This is a genomic window from Acidovorax sp. WCS2018Noco2-16, assembly GCF_031843945.1.
GTDB lineage: Bacteria > Pseudomonadota > Gammaproteobacteria > Burkholderiales > Burkholderiaceae_C > Paracidovorax.
The window spans coordinates 61376-78540 of record NZ_JAVTJJ010000011.1 but is presented as its reverse complement, the minus strand read 5'-3'; the positions used below and the strand labels follow the sequence as shown (position 1 = coordinate 78540).

Here is a 17165-nt window from a genome sequence, read left to right as displayed (position 1 = left end):
AAAAGGTAGAGAAAAGAACGTACCCGTTTATGCCACGCGCCGCAGGCCGGCGCGGCGGCGCGCACCGGCCGTCAGGCCAAACAGGTCCTTGGGGTCGTCCAGCTCGGGCACCAAGGCGATGTCCTGCCCCACGCCCTGCTCGGTGGCCAGCCGGTGCACGTAGCGCAACGCAGAAAAGTCCTCCAGCGCGAAGCCGACCGAGTCGAACACCGTCACCTCGCGCGCATCGCGGCGGCCCGGTACGGTGCCGGCCAGCACCTGCCACAGCGCCTGCACCGCAAAGTCGGCCGGCATCTGCTGAATGTCGCCCTCCACCCGCGTTTGTGGCTCGAACTCCACGAACACGCTGGCGGCGCGCAGCACGTCGGGGTGCAGCTCGGTCTTGCCGGGGCAGTCGCCGCCCACCGCGTTGATGTGCATGCCCGGCTCAATCATGTCCGCCGTGAGGATGGCCGCCCGCGTCTTGTCCGCCGTGACGGTGGTGACGATGTCGGCCCCGCGCACCGCCTCGCGCGCCGACGCCGCGCGCACCACCTTGATGCCCGGCTGCTGCAGCGCCAGGTTGCGCTCCAGCTTCTGTGTGGCGGCCGGGTCGGTGTCCCATGCCCGAATCTCCTGCACGCCCAGCAGTGCGTGAAAGGCCAGCGCCTGGAATTCGCTCTGCGAGCCGTTGCCGATCAGCGCCATGCTGCCCGCGCCGGGCCGTGCCAGCGCACGGGCCGCCAGCGCCGAGGTGGCAGCGGTGCGCAGCGCGGTGGTCAGCGTCAGCTCCGACAGCAGCACCGGGTAGCCGGTGGCCACATCGGCCAGCACGCCGAAAGCCATCACCGTGGGCAGGCCGCGCGCAGTGTTGGCGGGGTGGCCGTTGACGTATTTGAAGGCGTAGGTGCCGGCGTCGGACACGGGCATCAGCTCGATCACGCCCAGGCGGGAGTGCGCGGCGGTGCGGGGTGACTTGTCGAAGTCGTTCCAGCGGATGAAGTCGGCATGCAGCTCGTCGGCGAGTTCGGACAGAAAGCGCTCGATGCCGCGCTCCTCCAGCAAGGCGAGCAGACTGGGAATATCGATGAAGCGGGTCATGGGACCTCCCTTGTTGGAATACGGTGAAGACCAAAGAGATTCTTGGCCCGCTCGCTGCCAAAGGCCAGCCGGCAAACTGCAACGCAACCATCATCTGGCCGCGCAATCTGCCAGGTGAGGCGGTACAAAGTGATCGATCGCCCTGCGCTGCGCCCCTACACTGCCTGCGTGACCACCCCTTTGGACGACACCGACCACCGACTGATCGCACTGCTGCGGGGCGATGCCCGCCTGCCCGTTGCCACGCTGGCCAAACGGCTGGACCTGGCGCGCGGCACGGTGCAGAACCGGCTGGCGCGCCTGGAGCGCGACGGCGTGATCGTGGGCTATACCGTGTTGCTGAAGCCGCTGGCCGTGCGCACGGGCGTGCGCGCGCTGATGACCATCGCGGCCGAAGGCAACCAGGCCACACAGGTACTGCTGGCGCTACGCGGCAACCCGAACGTCACCTCGCTGCACATGACCAACGGCCGCTGGGACATCGTGGCCGAACTGCAGACCGACACGCTGTTGGAGTTCGAGCAGTTGCTCAGCAGCCTGCGCCGGCTGCCGGGCATCGCCAGCTCCGAAACCAGCATCCTTCTGTCCACGCAGAAGCTGGGCTGACGACGCCAAGCTTCCGCCAGCTCCTCAGTCCAACACGCCGTCCTGCGCCGCCAGCGCGGCAAAGCACTGCGCAAGGTGCTCCACCAGCGCCCGCACCCGCGCCGGCACGAAGCGGTTGCTGGGCAGCACGGCGTTCACTTCATAGCGCTGGCCTCGCCAGCCGGGCAGCAAGGCCACCAGCGCACCCGACTGCAGATGCGCCCGCACATCCAGTGCCGACTTGTAGACCACGCAACGGCCGGCCAGCGCCCAGTCGTGGGCGATGGCGCCGTCGTCCACGCTGCGCGTACCGGGTACCGGCACCGAGACGGCGTCGCCGCCGCCTTCGGGTTCGAACCACCAACGCAGTTCACGCCGGCCCGCGATGTGCAGGGTCAGGCAGTCGTGGTCGGCCAGCTCGGACGGATGCGCAGGCGCGCCGCAGCGGGCGACATAGGCCGGCGCGGCGCAGGCCACGCGCCGCGTCACGCACAGCCGGCGCGCCATCAGCTGCGAATCGGCCAGCTCGCCGTAGCGCATAGCCACATCCACCGCATCGCGGCGCACGTCCTGCAGCCGGTCGCTGACCGACAGCGCGATGTGCACGCCAGGGTGCTGCAGCATGAAGTCGTCGAACCAGCCCAGCAGCAGGCTGCGCGACAGGTCGGACGGCGCGGCCACCCGCACCGTGCCGCGCAGTGCGCCGGCCTGCGATGCCGCCTGGCTGGCGCCCTCTTCCAGCAGTTCCAGCGCGCGGGTGGCGTAGTCCAGCAAGGTCTGGCCCTGCTCGGTCAGCCGCATGGCGCGGGTGGACCGCTCGAAGAGCCGCGCACCCACTTCGGCCTCCAGCCGCTTGAGCATGGCGCTGGTTGCCGCCGGGGTGATGGCCAGCGCCTGGGCGGCGGCGGTCAGGCTGCCGCCCCGGGCCGTTTCCACCAGCACGCGCAGATCCGCGATATTTTCAAATTTCATTTGAAACAGAAGAAAGCAGGAAGGTATTCCAACCTCCATTTTGACAATCTAAAGTGCATTGCACCGGGGCGTTCAGGGCAAGACCCACTTTTGCGCGATACGCCTCTTCCCTTTCACCTACTGCGACGGAGATCTCATGAAAGCCATCGGCTACCACGCCCCTCACCCCATCGACCACCCCGAAGCCCTGCTCGACCTGGAACTGCCCGCCCCCGTGCCCCGCCCGCACGACCTGCTGGTGCGGGTACACGCCGTGTCGGTGAACCCGGTGGACACCAAGGTGCGCGCTGGCAGCGCACCCGACGCCGGTACGGCCAAGGTGCTGGGCTGGGACGCGGTGGGCATCGTCGAAGCGCTGGGCGATGCCGTGCAGGGCTTTGCCGTGGGCGACCGGGTGTATTACGCCGGTGCCATCGACCGGCCCGGCACCAATGCCGAGCTGCACACGGTGGACGCCCGCATCGCCGCCCGCGCCCCCGCATCGCTGAACGACGCCCAGGCCGCCGCCCTGCCGCTGACCGCCATCACCGCGTGGGAGCTGCTGTTCGACCGGCTGCGCATCACCCGCCTGGACGACGCGGCCTCAGACCACTCTGGCGACCCCGCCGGCCGTCCAGTGCTGCTGATTGCCGGCGGCGCGGGCGGAGTGGGCTCCATGCTGATCCAGCTGGCGCGCCAGCTGACCGGCCTGCGCGTGGTGGCCACCGCGTCGCGGCCCGCCACGCGGCAGTGGTGCCTGGATATGGGCGCGCACGACGTCATCGACCACCGCGAGCCGATGACGCCCCAACTGGCCGCGCTGGGCATCACCGAGGTGGACCACGTGGCCAGCCTGACGCACACAGCCGACCACCTGCCCCAATATGTGGAGCTGCTGCGCCCCCAGGGCCAGATCGCGGTGATCGACGACATGCCGGCGCTGGACGTGATGCCGCTCAAGCGCAAGAGCCTGTCGCTGCATTGGGAATTGATGTTTACACGTTCCCTCTTCGGCACGCCCGACCTGGACCGCCAGGGCGCGCTGCTGGCTGATGTCGCCCGGCTGGTGGACGCCGGCCACCTGCGCACCACGCTCGCCACCGAGATGGGCGCCATCAACGCGGCCAACCTGCGCCGCGCCCATGCGCTGGTGGAAAGCGGCACGGCCATCGGCAAGGTGGTGCTGCAACGCTTCTGAGGCAGCCGGCACCCGCCGCCACACGGCGGGCACAATGCCGCATGCCCGCCCAGCCCCCTGCTTCGCTACCCGTTTCGCCCTCTGTTTCGCCCGGTGCGACCTCCACTGACGCAGTGCCCGGCGCCCCGCCCCGCGCCGCCACCCGCGACCTGACCCAAGGCCCCATCGGCCGCACCTTGCTGGTGTTCGCCCTGCCGATCCTGGCGGGCAACATGCTGCAGTCGATGAACGGCTCAGTCAACGCGGTGTGGGTGGGCCGCTTTCTGGGCGAGGCCGCGCTCACCGCCACGGCCAACGCCAACAACATCTTGTTCTTGCTGATCGGCGCGGTGTTCGGCGTGGGCATGGCGGCGACCATTCTGGTGGCGCAGGCGATGGGTGCGCGCAACGTGGCGCAGGCGCGCCGGGTGATCGGCACCAGCGCCACTTTCTTCGGCGGCACCTCGGTGCTGATCGCGCTGGCCGGCCCGCCGCTGTCGCGCAGCATCCTGGGCTGGATGGGCACGCCCGCCGACGCGCTGCCGCTGGCAGAGGCCTATCTGCGCACGCTGTTCCTGGCGATTCCGCTGCTGTATTTGTTCGCCTTCATCTCGGCCGTGCTGCGCGGTGCGGGCGACACGCGCACGCCGTTTCTCTTTTTGCTGCTGGTGGTGGTGCTGGACACCGCGCTGAACCCGCTGCTCATCTTCGGCCTGGGACCGCTGCCGCGCATGGGCATTGCCGGCTCGGCCATGGCCACGCTGGTGGCCAATGCGATCAGCTTCGTCGCCTTGCTGGCCTGGCTGCGCTGGCGGCGGCACCCGCTCTGGATCGGGCGGGCCGACTGGCGGCTCTTCGTGCCCGACGGCACCATCCTGCGGGCGCTGGTCGTCAAGGGCCTGCCCATGGGCGCGCAGATGGTGATGATCTCCACCGCCATGCTGATGCTGATGGGCCTGGTGAACGCGCAGGGCGTGATCACCGCGTCGGCCTACGGCGCGGCGCTGCAACTGTGGACGTATGTGCAGATGCCGGCCATGGCCATCGGCGCGGCCTGCTCGTCCATGGCCGCGCAGAACGTGGGCGCGCAGCGCTGGGACCGGGTGGACGGCGTGGCCCGCAGCGGCACGCTGTTCAACTTCGTGCTGACCGGCGCGCTGATCGTGCCACTGGTGCTGCTGGACCGTTTCACGCTGGCGCTGTTTCTGCCCGAGGGCAGTGCGTCTCTGGAGGCGGCGCGGCACCTCAACCACATCGCCGTGGGCTCGTTTCTGTTCTTCGGCGTGACCTTCGTGCTCTCGGGCGTGGTGCGCTCGACCGGCGCCGTAGTGCCGCCGCTCATCATCCTGGGCCTGGCGCTCTGGGGCATCCGCCTGCCCATTGCCTACGGCCTGCAGCCCTGGCTGGGCGCCGATGCGATCTGGTGGAGCTTTCCGGCCAGCGCTTTGTGCGCGATGCTGATGTCGATGGCCTATTACCGCTGGGGCGGCTGGCGCCAGGCCCGCATGCTGGCGCCGGGCGAATCGGTGGTGGCGTCGCCGGCCGAGGTGGGCGGCCTGCCGCCCTCGCCGGTCTGCGCGCAGGCGCACCCCGACGCCGCCCTGGCCCCCTCTGGCGCGGGCTCCGGTCGCCCGGCTGTGCCCGTTACCATCCGGGCATGACCACCCCCGCTACCAACAACGCCTTCGCGCCCACGCTCGATCTCTTCCGCGCCGACGCTTACCTGCGGGAATGCAGCGCCACCGTGGTGGCCCTGCAGCCCGACGGCGGCATCGTGCTGGACCGCACGGTGTTCTACCCGCTGGGCGGCGGCCAGGCCGGCGACAGCGGCACGCTGGTGCGCGCCGACGGCAGCGCCATCGCCATTGCCGACACGCGCAAGTCCAAGGACGCGGACGGCGCGCCCACCGCCGCCATCGTGCACGTGCCCGCCGACCCGGCCGGCGCCCCGCTGTCTGTGGGCGAGGCCGTGACGGCCCGCATCGACTGGGACCGCCGCCACCGGCTGATGCGCTTTCACACCACCACGCACCTGCTGTGCCACCTGGTCGCCCAGCCGGTCAATGGCTGCTCCATCACGCCCGACGCGGCGCGGCTGGACTTCCACATGGACGGCGCGCTCGACAAGGACGCACTGACTGCCGGCATCGCGCAACTGGTGGCGGCGGGCCACGCCGTGACACTGGGCGAGATCTCGGACGCCGAGCTGGATGCCCAGCCCGACCTGGTCAAGAGCATGAGCGTGCAGCCCCCGCGCGGCAGCGGCACGGTGCGCACCGTGAAGGTGGGCGGCAACGGCGCCAGCGACGGCGCCGGCCAGCCGCACATCGACCTGCAGCCTTGCGGCGGCACGCACGTGGCCAACACGCGAGAGATCGGCGCCGTGGTGGTTACCAAGATCGAGAAGAAAGGCGCCATGGCGCGCCGCGTGGTGCTGGGCTTAGCGGCCTGACGCCGCAGGCGACGCTGCACCGACCTCGCCCGCAGGAACCAAAGGCGCTGCCGCCGCTCCCACCTTGCTCCATGCCCCAACGCACGCTGCAGCGTCTGCTGCTCACTATACTTTTCATAGCTGCTAGCGCTTTATCCATAAGCGCTAGAGCCCAATTTGGCTCAAAAACTGCCTCTGCCGGCAGCAGCACCGTCACCACGCCGCACGTGCAGGCCGAACTGGTCGCACACGCGTCCGACGGCATCGGGCCGGGCAAGCCGCTGTGGCTGGGTCTGTCGATCACTCACCAGCCCGACTGGCACACCTACTGGAAGAACTCCGGCGATTCCGGCCTGCCCACGCAGATGGAATGGCAGCTGCCTGCCGGCATCGACGCGGGCGAGATCGCCTGGCCGGTGCCCAAGAAGATTCCCATCGGCCACCTGGCCAACTACGGCTACGAAGGCACGGTGTTGCTGCCGGTGCCCATGCAGGTCACCAGCGCCTTCGCGCCCGGCCCGCTGGCGCGGGAAGCCACCTTCACGCTGCGCGCGTCGTGGCTGGTGTGCCGCAAGGAATGCATTCCGGAAGAAGGCACGTTCACGCTGCAGGTGCCGATCAACGGCACTACGGCGCTGAACGCGGCGGCCTTCGACGCGGCAGCGCGCGCGCATCCGCAAACCCTGCCGCTGGTCGCCGGCACGCAGGCACATGTGGAAGGCACCGACGTGGCGCTGACCGTGGCTGGCCTGCCGGCAGCGCTGCGCGGGCAGACGCTGGACGTGTTTGCGGAAACCCCCGGCGTGGCCGAAACCGCCGCCGCCGTGCCGCAGAACTGGCAAGGCGATGTGTGGACGGCACGGATGCCGCTGTCGCCCCAGCGCAGCGCCAGCCCCGCGCCGCTGCCCATCGTGCTGGCCCACGCCGGCCAGGGCTGGCGGGTGGAACTGCCCGTGCAGAGCGGCTGGCCGGCGCTGCCTGCCGCAGCCACCGTGTCGCCCGCTTTGGAGGCCGCGCTGCGTGCGAATGCACAGGCGGGCGGGCAAGCCGGCAATGTCAGCAACAGCGCGCTGCCCGTCACTCCCGCGCCGCTGGGCACCTTCCTCGTCGCGCTGGCCGGCGCGCTGCTGGGCGGGCTGATCCTGAACCTGATGCCCTGCGTGTTTCCGGTGCTGGCGATCAAGGTGGTGGGCTTTGCCCGCCCCACGACCAGCCTGCGCGCGCACCGCCTGAGCGGGCTGGCGTACACCGCCGGCGTGGTGCTGTCCTTCGTGCTGCTGGGTGCGCTGATGCTGGGGCTGCGCGCTGCCGGCGAGGCCGTGGGCTGGGGCTTTCAGCTGCAGTCGCCCGCCGTGGTGGCGGGGCTGGCGGCGCTGTTCACGCTGCTGGGCTTGAACATGGCGGGCGTCTTCGAATTCGGCCGCATGCTGCCCGGCTCGGTCGCCGGCCTGCAGGCCCGCCACCCGGTGGTCGATTCGTTTTTGACCGGCGTGCTGGCCGTGGCGGTGGCTTCGCCCTGCACGGCGCCGTTCATGGGTGCGTCGCTGGGCCTGACGGCCACGCTGCCGGGCGTGCAGGCGCTCACGCTGTTCGCCGCGCTGGGCCTGGGGCTCGCGCTGCCGTATCTGCTGGCCAGCTGGATACCGGGCTTCGCCCGCCTGCTGCCGCGCCCCGGCGTGTGGATGGACACGCTGCGCCGCTTCATGGCGTTTCCGCTGTTCGCCACCGTGGTCTGGCTGGTGTGGGTGCTGGGCCAGCAAAGCGGCATCGACGGCGCCGCCGCGCTGCTGGCGCTGCTGGTAGCGCTGGCCATGGCGGTGTGGTCGCTCACGCTGGTGGGGCGCGGGCGGGCCGTGCTTGCTCCTCTTTCAATAGCTGCTTGCGCTTATCTGGTGTGGGCTTGGGGGCCAAAAGTCATTGAACCTGCTCCGGTGGCGCCGCAAGCGGCATCGGCCACCGCCAACGGCTGGCGCGCCTGGCAGGCCGACCTGCCTGACGCCCTGCTGGCCCAGGGCCAGCCGGTCTTCGTGGACTACACGGCCGCGTGGTGCGTGACCTGTCAGTACAACAAGCAGACCACGCTGTCCGACCCCGAGGTGCTAAATGCCCTGGCCAGCAAGAACGTCGCCCTGCTGCGTGCCGACTGGACGCGGCGCGACCCGGCCATCACCGCCGCTCTGGCCGCGTTGGGCCGCAGCGGCGTGCCGGTCTACGTGCTGCACGCGCCGGGCAAGGCGCCGGTGGTGTTCTCCGAAATTCTGGGTAAGAGCGAGTTGCGCGCGGCCGTGGCGGCGCTCTGAGAACCTGTTCCAGGCCGGTGATTGCGGCGGGCCAGGGTTGACGCCATGATGGCGGCGGGCATCCGCCCCACTTCCATCAAGCCCGCCATGCCTGCTGCCGCATCCGACACCCGCCCCACCACTGCGGCCACTGCCGCATCCACGCTTTTGGTCTGCGGCGCGGCCCGCACGGCGCAGCTGCTGGACTTTGCCGCGCTGATGGACGCGGTGGCCACTGCCGCCACCGACTATGCCGCCGGCCGCATCCTGAGCCCCGAGCGCCTGGTGGTGCCGCTGGGCGAAGGCGGTGTGCTGCTCAGCATGCCCGCCACCGCGCCCGACATCGCCATCCACAAACTAGTCAACGTGCAGCCCGCCAACGGGCGGCACGGCCTGCCCACCATCCATGGCGTGGTGACGGTGTGCGACACCGCCACGGGCCGGCCACTGTGCCTGCTCGACGGCCCCGAGGTCACCGGCCGGCGCACGGCGGCGGTGACGATGCTGGGCATCCGCCATGGCCTGGGCCATGCACCCGGCCCATCGTCTTCAAGAGCGTGGGCTGCGCCGCGTGGGATCTGGCAGCGGGGCGCACGGCGCTGCAGGCGCTTCAGGCGCTGGGTCAGCAGGCCTGCTGAGCATTTGTTGACGAAGCCTTCACGGCGTCACGGCGGTGCAGATCCAGGCGCCGCCTTGGGATCGCGCTGCGCGGCAGCCGGTGCCGGCGCATCCAATTCCCGCACCAGCCGGATACCCACCAGCGTGTAGCGCGTGTCCGGCGCATTCCAGTTGCGGTACGAGCACCGCGCATACACGGGCCAGGTGTGCCACGAGCCGCCGCGACGCACTCGCACGTTGCCGGTAGCCGGCCCCTGCGGATCGTCGCGCGGGCTGACGGCGTAAGTGGCCTCGTCATGAAAATCAGACACCCATTCCCACGCGTTGCCCACCATGCCGTGCAGCCCGAACGCGTTGGGTGCCTGCGCGGTGACGGGCGATGTGAAGGCGTAGCCGTCGTTGCCCGGCACGGCGTGTTGCTGCCAGCGCGGCCAATAGGGCGCGGCGGACTGGTCGAACAGGTTGGCTTCGCGCGGCAAGGCGGCCGGGTCGTCGCCCGACGGCCAGCGCGTGGTGGTGCCGGCGCGGCAGGCGTATTCCCATTCGGCTTCGGTCGGCAGGCGGTAGCGGTGGCCTTCTGTGGCGCTGAGCCAGGCAGCCAGCGCATGTGCGTCGTGCCAGGTGACGTTGACCACGGGGTGGTCGTCGCCTTGCGCAAAGCCGGGGTTGCGCCACGAATAGCGCGGGTCGCGCCCCTCGAACGCGTCGCCGCGCCGGGTGGTGGCCGGGTCATAGTCAGGGTTGTAGCCATAGCCGCCGGTGCCGTCGGCCTCCGACTCGGCCCGGTAGCCCGAGGCTGCAACGAAGCGGCGGAATTGACCCACGGTGACTTCGGCCTGCCCCAGATAGAACGGCCGGGTGATGCGCACGGTGTGCACGGGCGCCTCGTCGGCCAGTTCCACCAGCCGTTGGCGCTCCAGCAGCGGAAAGTCGCGTGCCATGCGCTCCAGCGGCTCGTCGCTGCCCATGCGGAACTGACCGGCTGGCACCCGCACGAACGGCATGCCCAGCGTGTTGGTCCACACGGGAGCGGCCGGGGCTGCTGGCGCGGACTGCACAGCCGACCAGGACAGGCACAGCACCGCCATGCCGGCGCAGCGCAGGGCGAGGAACGTGGGAGGGAACATGAACGCACTCCTGCAAAGTCATCGCCGCGACGAAATTCCGGCGCAGCAGAACGGAAACCAACACAACCTACTGCATGCAAGCAGGGCACTGGCAGCGAGCCCAGCCATCGTGCCACTTCGCCTGCACAGCAGCCAGCGCTCGGCTATCGGGCTGCCTTCTTCGCAGACATCGCCCCGCGTGCGGTCACCAGCCGTTCATCGGTGCCTTGCGCCATGCACACCTGCACCCACTGAGCGACCTGCTGCGCCGTGGGCGTGCCTGCGCCCATGAGCAGGCGGTAGATGATGGGCGAGACCACGGTGTCAAGCACAGCATCCACCGAAGGCGTCGCCTGGCCACGGGCCTGCGCGCGCTCCACCAGCATGGTGATCTGGCCGGCGGTGATCTGCAGGCACTGACAGGGCGCGGAACCGTCGCCATAGCCGCTGGCCGACAGCACGTCCTTGAGCACCTGCCGGCCCAGGTCGGACGACATTTCTTCGAGAAACTGCTCGCTCCAGGCCAGCAGGTCGCCGCGCACGCTGCCGGTGTCGGGCGGTTCGGCCTCGTCGCGCAGGCGCTCGATGGACACGTCCGCCAGCAGCTCGACCAGATCGCCCCAGCGGCGGTAAATGGTGGAGGGCGTCACGCCCGCCTGTGCGGCGATCTGCGGAATGGTGAGCGCATCGCGGCCATGCAACGCCGTCAGGTCGTTCACGGCCTGGTGCACGGCGGCCTGCACGCGGGCACTGCGCCCGCCGGGGCGCAATCGGGTGGCTGCAGAGGTCATGGCGTCGATTCTACGAGCGCAGGCAAGACAACCGAGCCATAAAGCAAAGACTTTGCGTTAGTACCACAATGTTGCTAACGCAATTTTTTAGCGTTAATGCCACGTCCACTGCTTCTGCTCCTTCCACCTCCGCCGCCTGGCCGGCGCGCCGGCTCGGGCCCGATGCCGCGCTGTGGCTCACGGGGTCCATCGTGGTGATGTTCCTCGCCGCATCCAGCGCGCCTTCGCCGCTGTATGCGCTGTACCGCGAGATGTGGGGCTTCTCGGCGTTCAGCCTCACCGTGATTTTCTCCAGCTATGCGTTCGCGCTGCTGGCTTCGCTGCTGTGCTTTGGCGCGCTCTCCGACCACATCGGCCGGCGCGTCGTGGTGATCGCCGCGCTCGCGCTGGAATTCGTGTCGGTACTGGCCTTCTGGTGGGCCGATTCGGTGGCCTGGCTGTTGGCTGCCCGCGTGCTGCAGGGCTTTGCCACGGGCGTCGCCACCAGTGCGCTGGGCGCCTTGCTGGTGGACCTGCACCCTGTGCGCGGCCCGCTGATGAACAGCGTGGGGCCCATGGTCGGCATGGCCCTGGGCGCACTCGGCACCAGTGTGCTGGTGCAGTACCTGCCCTCACCCACGCATCTGGTGTTCGAGCTGCTGCTGGTGGTGATCGCGCTGCAATGCGCGGCCACTTTCTGGCTGCCCGACACGGTGGCGCGCCGCCCGGGCGCCTGGCGCTCGCTGGTGCCGCGCATGCACGTGCCTGCGGCGGCCCGCGCGCCGCTGCTGCGCGTCCTGCCGCTGAGCACGGCCGGCTGGGCGCTGGGCGGGTTCTATCTGTCGCTCGGCCCCTCGCTGGGCCGGCTGGTGACGGGCAACGCGTCGCCGCTGGTCGGTGGGCTGCTGATCGCTGCGCTGGTGTTGCCCGGCGCGGTGGCCATCGCCGTGGTGCGCCAGCGGCCGCCGCGCAGCGTGCTGCAGGGCAGTGCCGCCGCGCTGGCGGTGGGCCTGGCCATCACGCTCGCGGGCGTGGCATGGGGGCAACCTGTGGCGTTCTTCGGTGGCACGCTAGTGGCAGGCCTGGGCTTTGGCGCGGGTTTCCATGCAGCCGTGCGTTGCCTGGTGCCCATGGCCTCGGCGCAAGACCGCGCCGGCCTGATGGCCAGCTTCTTCGTGCTCAGCTACCTGGCCTTCAGTCTGCCGGCCATCGCCGCCGGCCTGCTCACCGGGCTGTACGGCCTGCGCGCCACGGCGCTGGGGTACGGCCTGCTGCTGATCGCGCTGGCCTGCGTGGCGGCGTTCACCGCGCGGTCGGTTCCGCACCGCTGACGGCGCCCTTGCAGCGGGTGTGCGACCAATCCAGTGCCGCGATCGGGGTAGCGCTGGGCCTGGAGCGGGCCTGCGCCGATACTGCAAGCGTCACCATCCCAGGAGGATCGTTCCATGCTGCGTCGACGCACCCTGATCGCCATCTCTCTCACGCTGGCCGCCGCAGGCGCCCAGGCAGCGGCCACCGTGGGCCAGCCCGCGCCCGACTTCTCCGCCAGGGACGCCACGGGCAAGACCGTGCGCCTGTCCGACTTCCGCGGAAAGACCGTCGTGCTGGAATGGACCAACCCCGGCTGTCCGTTCGTGCGCAAGCACTACGACAGCGGCAACATCCCCGCCACGCAGAAAAGCGCCGTGGATCAGGGCGTGGTGTGGCTGTCGGTCAACTCGACGGAAAAGGCCGCCAGCGACTACCTGGAAGGCCCCAGGCTCACCGGCTGGCTCAAGGAACGCAAGGCCGTACCCACCGCCGTGCTGATGGACGAAGAGGGCGCCGTGGGCCACACCTACGGCGCGCGCACCACGCCGCACCTGTACATCGTGAACGCGCAGGGGTCGCTGGTGTATGCGGGCGGCATCGACAGCATTGCCTCTGCCCGCCCGGCCGACATCGACAAGGCGACCAATTACGTGAAGGCAGCGCTGGCGGATGTCGCTGCCGGCAAACCGATCGCGGCCGCCACCACGCAGCCGTATGGCTGCTCGATCAAATACAAGTCGCCAGCATGAGCGGCGCCCATCGACAACGCTTGCTATTAATAGAATAGCAATGAGCGCTTACTCAGCAAGCGCTACAGGCTCTTTTTACCAAAAGCCCATCGTCACCGACTGCGCATCAACCACGTGGGACGCTGGCGTGAACCGCGGCGGCCCGCGCACGGCGCCACCGGCGACCGCGCTGCACGGCCGGCGCCAGCCACAACACCTGCACCGCCAGGTAGCCCAGCGCCGCCAGCAGCACACCCAGCACCGGCAGTCCCACCAGCACGGGCATGCCCAGCGCTTGAATCCAGGCGCCCAGGGCCTGTACGGTGAAGTCGCCGCCGGGGGCCACGCTGCTCCAGGCGGGCAGCAGCTGGTCGCCCGGCAGCAGCAGCGCGCCGATGTGGAAGGCCAGCGCGTACAGCGGCACGGTGGTCAGCGGGTTGGTATAGAAGGTGGTGACGCCGCCGGCCACCACGTTGCCGCGCACCCAGGCGCAGACCAGCGCCGTGGCGGGGATTTGCAGCGGCCCGGGAATGAGCCCGCAAAAAGCCCCGGCCGCCACTCCGCGCGCCAGCGGCTGGCGCTGAAAGCGGAACAGCTGGCGCCGCTCCAGCCAGGGCTGCATGCGGTGCAGCCAGCCGCGGTCCATGTAGGCGCGGGCCCGGGGTTCGAGCCCGCGCAGCCAGCGGCGCAGGGTGCACAGGGATTGCATCAAGCCGGAGCCCGTCATTCCTTGGGCGGCAGGGCCGCCGGCGTGTCCGCAGTGACGGGCACGGGACGCGAGGAACGCAACGACAGCACGATGGAGCCGGCGATCAGGCCTGCGGTCACCAGCAGCGCGTAGCCGATCGGGATCTTGTACACGTCGATCAGCAGCATCTTTGCGCCGATGAACACCAGCACCAGGGCCAGGCCGTAGGCCAGCAGGTGGAAGCGGTCGGCCAGGTCAGCCAGCAGGAAGTACAGCGCGCGCAGGCCCAGGATGGCAAAGATGTTGGCCGTCAGCACGATGAACGGGTCGCTGGTGATGGCGAAGATGGCCGGAATGCTGTCCACCGCGAAGATCACGTCGGTGATGCCGATCATCACCAGCACCACGAACAGCGGGGTGAAGAGCTTCACGCCGTTGACCACGGTGGTCATCTTCTCGCCGTCGAAGGTGTCGGACATGCGAATGCGCTTGCGCAAGAACTTCAGCACCGGGTTGCTCGCAATGTCCGGCTCCTTGCCCGCGGCGATCCACATCTTCACGCCGGTGATGACCAGGAACGCACCGAACACGTACAGCAGCCAGTGGAACGTGGCCAGCAGCCAGGCGCCCACCAGAATCAGGATGGTGCGCAGCACGATGGCGCCGATGATGCCGACGATGAGCGCGCGCTTCTGGTATTCGGCCGGTACGGCGAAGTAGCTGAAGATCATCAGGAAGACAAAGATGTTGTCGACCGATAGGCTCTTTTCAACCAGGTAGCCCGTGATGAACTGCATCGACACGGTGTTGGCGACCTCTCGCCCCTGCGATCCGTTGAGATACCACCACAGCAGTCCGACGAACACGAACGCGAGCGAGAACCACAGCACGCTCCAGCTGAGCGCCTCTTTCATGGTCACCTTGTGCGCCCCCTGGCGCTCCATGACCAGCAAGTCGATACCGATGGCGACCACGACGAACACGCCGAAGGCCGCCCACATCCACCAGGTTCCAATCGTCTCAACCATGGCTCAGGCCCTCCTGGCGCAGCGAGCGGGAAGACGCAGCCGTGCGGGCAGGTTCCAGAGGACCTGTCGGCGGCACATATAAGAAGCACGAGGTGGTGTTCATGTTTGGAGAAGTAGTGTTGAACGGGAACCGGGACTGTGGGGCCGCCGCTGCCGAAAGGGAAGATGGCTAACCGGTACCATCACTTCGGTTTTTCCGAACTGTTCAACGATTTTTGCCCCCACTCCATGAGCCAAAGCTTCAACTACCGCCACCTCTACTACTTCTGGGTGGTAGCCAAGGAAGGCGGCGTGGCCCGCGCGGCCGAGCGGCTGGACATGGCCGTGCAGACCATCAGCGCCCAGGTGCGGTCGCTGGAAAAAGACCTGGGCACCGCCCTCTTGCGCACCGAAGGCCGCAACCTGGTACTGACCGACGCGGGCGTGGCGGCGCTGCACGAGGCCGACCACATCTTCGCCCTGGGCGAGCAGTTGCCCCAGCGCGTGCTCGAAGCCACCAGCGGCCAGACGGTGCGGCTGCAGCTGGGCATCTCCGACGGCATCGCCAAGCTGGCCGTGCACCGCCTGCTGACGCCCGTGCTGGACGAGCCGCACCTGCGCCTGTTGTGCCACGACGGCGAATTCCAGCCCCTGCTGGCCGAGCTGGCGCTGCACAAGCTCGACGCTGTACTGGCCGACCGGTCCGCGCCACCCAACCCGGCGCTGCGCACCACCAGCCAGCTGCTGGGCACCAGCGAGGTGGGCTGGTACGCCCCGCCGCTCTGGGCGCGTGCAGCGGCGCAGAACTTTCCGCACAGCCTGGCCACCGTGCCGGTGCTGCTGCCGACGAATCACGCCGCGCTGCGCGAGCGCATCGACCACTGGCTGGAGCGCGAACGCATCCGCCCCCGGCTGGCGGGCGAGTTCGAAGACAGCGCCCTGCTCAGCACCTTCGCCGCCTCTGGCATGGGCGTGATGCCTGCGCCGCTGATACTGGGTGAACACCTGCAGCGCACTTACGGCCTGGAAGCCGTGGGCACCACGCCCGAGGTGCACGAACACTTCCACCTGATCTACAGCGCCCGCAAGGTCATGCACCCGCTGGTCACCCGGTTGTTGGAAGCCGGTGCCAGCGGTTTGCTACAAAAATAATAGCTACTCGCGCTTTACTATCAAGCGCTACAGCCAAAAAAGACCATGAACCCGATGGAATGGGTGTCGCCCGCGTCACAAGCCACGGCTCCATCGCCAACCCTGCCGTGAAGGCCCTGCGACAATGCCCGCATGCCCTTCGCCCCCCTCATCAACGACACCTTCCTGCGCGCCTGCCGACGCCAGGCCACCGAATACACGCCCCTGTGGCTCATGCGCCAGGCAGGCCGCTATTTGCCCGAGTACAAGGCCACGCGCGCGAAGGCCGGCAGCTTCATGGGCCTGGCCACCAACGTCGACTACGCCACCGAGGTCACGCTGCAGCCCCTGGAGCGCTTCCCGCTCGACGCGGCCATTCTGTTCAGCGACATCCTCACCGTGCCAGACGCCATGGGCCTGGGCCTGACGTTCGCCGAGGGCGAAGGCCCGCGCTTTGCCCAGGTGGTGCGCGATGAAGCCGCCGTGGCCGCCTTGCAGGTGCCCGACATGGACAAGCTGCGCTACGTGTTCGACGCCGTCACCTCCATTCGCCGCGCTTTGAACGGCCGCGTGCCGCTGATCGGCTTTTCGGGCAGCCCCTGGACGCTGGCCTGCTACATGGTCGAGGGCAAGGGCAGTGACGACTACCGCCTGGTCAAGACGCTGATGTACAGCCGCCCCGACCTGATGCACCGCATTCTGGCCATCAACGCCGATGCCGTGGCCGCCTACCTGAACGCGCAGATCGACGCGGGCGCCCAGGCGGTCATGATCTTCGACAGCTGGGGCGGCGTGCTGGCCGATGCGGCCTTCCACACCTTCAGCCTGGCCTACACCCGGCGCGTGCTGGCCCAGCTCAAGCGCACCGGCGTGGACGGCACCGACGTGCCGCGCCTGGTCTTCACCAAGGGCGGCGCGCTGTGGCTGGAGGCCATGAAAGACCTGGATTGCGAGGTGCTGGGCCTGGACTGGACGGCCAACCTGGCCCGCGCCCGCGCGCTGGTGGGTGGCGCCGTGGATGGCCCCGGCAAGGCGTTGCAAGGCAACATCGACCCGAACGTGCTGTTCGCCCCGCCAGAGGCGGTGGCTGCCGAGGCCCGCGCGGTGCTCGACAGCTTCGGCAAGCCCCACACCGACCGCACCACCACCGGCCCCACGCACATCTTCAACCTGGGCCACGGCATCAGCCAGTTCACCCCGCCCGAGCATGTGGCGGCGCTGGTGGAGGCCGTGCACAGCCACTCGCGCGCCCAGCGGGCGGGTGTTTGAACGCCCCCACCGCCTGCCGGAATGGGTGCAAGCC

15 protein-coding genes and 1 pseudogene are annotated in these 17165 nt (G+C 69.3%); 10 read left to right on the top strand and 6 right to left on the bottom strand.

The window, feature by feature from the left end; translation table 11 throughout:
• Positions 1 to 27: 27 nt before the first annotated feature.
• On the bottom strand, positions 28 to 1080 hold the full coding sequence (locus tag RQI28_RS17510) for an ornithine cyclodeaminase (protein ID WP_311223659.1): 1053 nt from the start codon (positions 1078 to 1080) through the stop codon (positions 28 to 30).
• Between the two features lie 180 nt (positions 1081 to 1260).
• Between RQI28_RS17510 and RQI28_RS17505 the strand changes: the two genes are divergently transcribed.
• Positions 1261 to 1686 (top strand): Lrp/AsnC family transcriptional regulator, encoded by a 426-nt coding sequence (locus tag RQI28_RS17505; protein ID WP_311223726.1) that lies wholly within the window; start codon positions 1261 to 1263, stop codon positions 1684 to 1686.
• 24 nt (positions 1687 to 1710) lie between these two features.
• Here RQI28_RS17505 and RQI28_RS17500 read toward each other — a convergent pair whose 3' ends face one another.
• On the bottom strand, positions 1711 to 2637 hold the full coding sequence (locus RQI28_RS17500; RefSeq protein WP_311223660.1) for a LysR family transcriptional regulator: 927 nt from the start codon (positions 2635 to 2637) through the stop codon (positions 1711 to 1713).
• Between the two features lie 136 nt (positions 2638 to 2773).
• Between RQI28_RS17500 and RQI28_RS17495 the strand changes: the two genes are divergently transcribed.
• The 5 genes and pseudogenes from RQI28_RS17495 to RQI28_RS17475 all read left to right on the top strand — a co-directional run.
• On the top strand, positions 2774 to 3814 hold the full coding sequence (locus RQI28_RS17495) for a zinc-binding alcohol dehydrogenase family protein (RefSeq protein WP_311223661.1): 1041 nt from the start codon (positions 2774 to 2776) through the stop codon (positions 3812 to 3814).
• A gap of 41 nt (positions 3815 to 3855) precedes the next feature.
• Positions 3856 to 5454: an MATE family efflux transporter gene (locus RQI28_RS17490; protein ID WP_311223662.1), complete on the top strand. Its 1599-nt coding sequence runs from the start codon at positions 3856 to 3858 to the stop codon at positions 5452 to 5454.
• Positions 5451 to 6245 (top strand): alanyl-tRNA editing protein, encoded by a 795-nt coding sequence (locus RQI28_RS17485; protein ID WP_311223663.1) that lies wholly within the window; start codon positions 5451 to 5453, stop codon positions 6243 to 6245. The genes RQI28_RS17490 and RQI28_RS17485 overlap by 4 nt, the downstream gene beginning before the upstream one ends.
• A 71-nt stretch (positions 6246 to 6316) precedes the next feature.
• A complete protein-coding gene (locus tag RQI28_RS17480) occupies positions 6317 to 8524 on the top strand; it encodes a thioredoxin family protein (protein WP_311223664.1) in 2208 nt (735 codons plus the stop codon).
• An 87-nt stretch (positions 8525 to 8611) separates the two neighbouring features.
• Positions 8612 to 9040 (top strand): annotated as a pseudogene (locus RQI28_RS17475) (delta(1)-pyrroline-2-carboxylate reductase family protein); the annotation flags it as partial.
• A 128-nt stretch (positions 9041 to 9168) separates the two neighbouring features.
• Here RQI28_RS17475 and RQI28_RS17470 read toward each other — a convergent pair.
• Entirely contained in the window at positions 9169 to 10248 is a 1080-nt protein-coding gene (locus RQI28_RS17470; RefSeq protein ID WP_404976928.1) for a formylglycine-generating enzyme family protein, read from the bottom strand.
• Positions 10249 to 10391: 143 nt separating this feature from the next.
• Positions 10392 to 11018, bottom strand: coding sequence for a TetR/AcrR family transcriptional regulator (locus RQI28_RS17465; RefSeq protein ID WP_311223665.1), 627 nt, complete (start codon positions 11016 to 11018; stop codon positions 10392 to 10394).
• 68 nt (positions 11019 to 11086) lie between these two features.
• On the opposite strand from RQI28_RS17465, the gene RQI28_RS17460 reads away from it, so the two are divergent.
• Entirely contained in the window at positions 11087 to 12328 is a 1242-nt protein-coding gene (locus RQI28_RS17460) for an MFS transporter (protein WP_311223666.1), read from the top strand.
• Between the two features lie 114 nt (positions 12329 to 12442).
• Positions 12443 to 13057 (top strand): redoxin domain-containing protein, encoded by a 615-nt coding sequence (locus RQI28_RS17455; protein WP_311223667.1) that lies wholly within the window; start codon positions 12443 to 12445, stop codon positions 13055 to 13057.
• Between the two features lie 106 nt (positions 13058 to 13163).
• On the opposite strand, the gene RQI28_RS17450 is transcribed toward RQI28_RS17455, so the two are convergent.
• Both RQI28_RS17450 and RQI28_RS17445 read right to left on the bottom strand, forming a co-directional pair.
• Positions 13164 to 13745 carry a DUF2062 domain-containing protein gene (locus RQI28_RS17450; protein ID WP_311223728.1) on the bottom strand — a complete coding sequence of 194 codons (582 nt, stop codon included), beginning with the start codon at positions 13743 to 13745 and terminating at the stop codon, positions 13164 to 13166.
• A gap of 14 nt (positions 13746 to 13759) precedes the next feature.
• Entirely contained in the window at positions 13760 to 14752 is a 993-nt protein-coding gene (locus RQI28_RS17445) for a TerC family protein (RefSeq protein WP_311223668.1), read from the bottom strand.
• Between the two features lie 228 nt (positions 14753 to 14980).
• Between RQI28_RS17445 and RQI28_RS17440 the strand changes: the two genes are divergently transcribed.
• Positions 14981 to 15883 carry a LysR family transcriptional regulator gene (locus RQI28_RS17440; RefSeq protein WP_311223669.1) on the top strand — a complete coding sequence of 301 codons (903 nt, stop codon included), beginning with the start codon at positions 14981 to 14983 and terminating at the stop codon, positions 15881 to 15883.
• 132 nt (positions 15884 to 16015) lie between these two features.
• Positions 16016 to 17131: a uroporphyrinogen decarboxylase gene (hemE, locus tag RQI28_RS17435; RefSeq protein WP_311223670.1), complete on the top strand. Its 1116-nt coding sequence runs from the start codon at positions 16016 to 16018 to the stop codon at positions 17129 to 17131.
• The last annotated feature ends 34 nt before the right edge of the window (positions 17132 to 17165 follow it).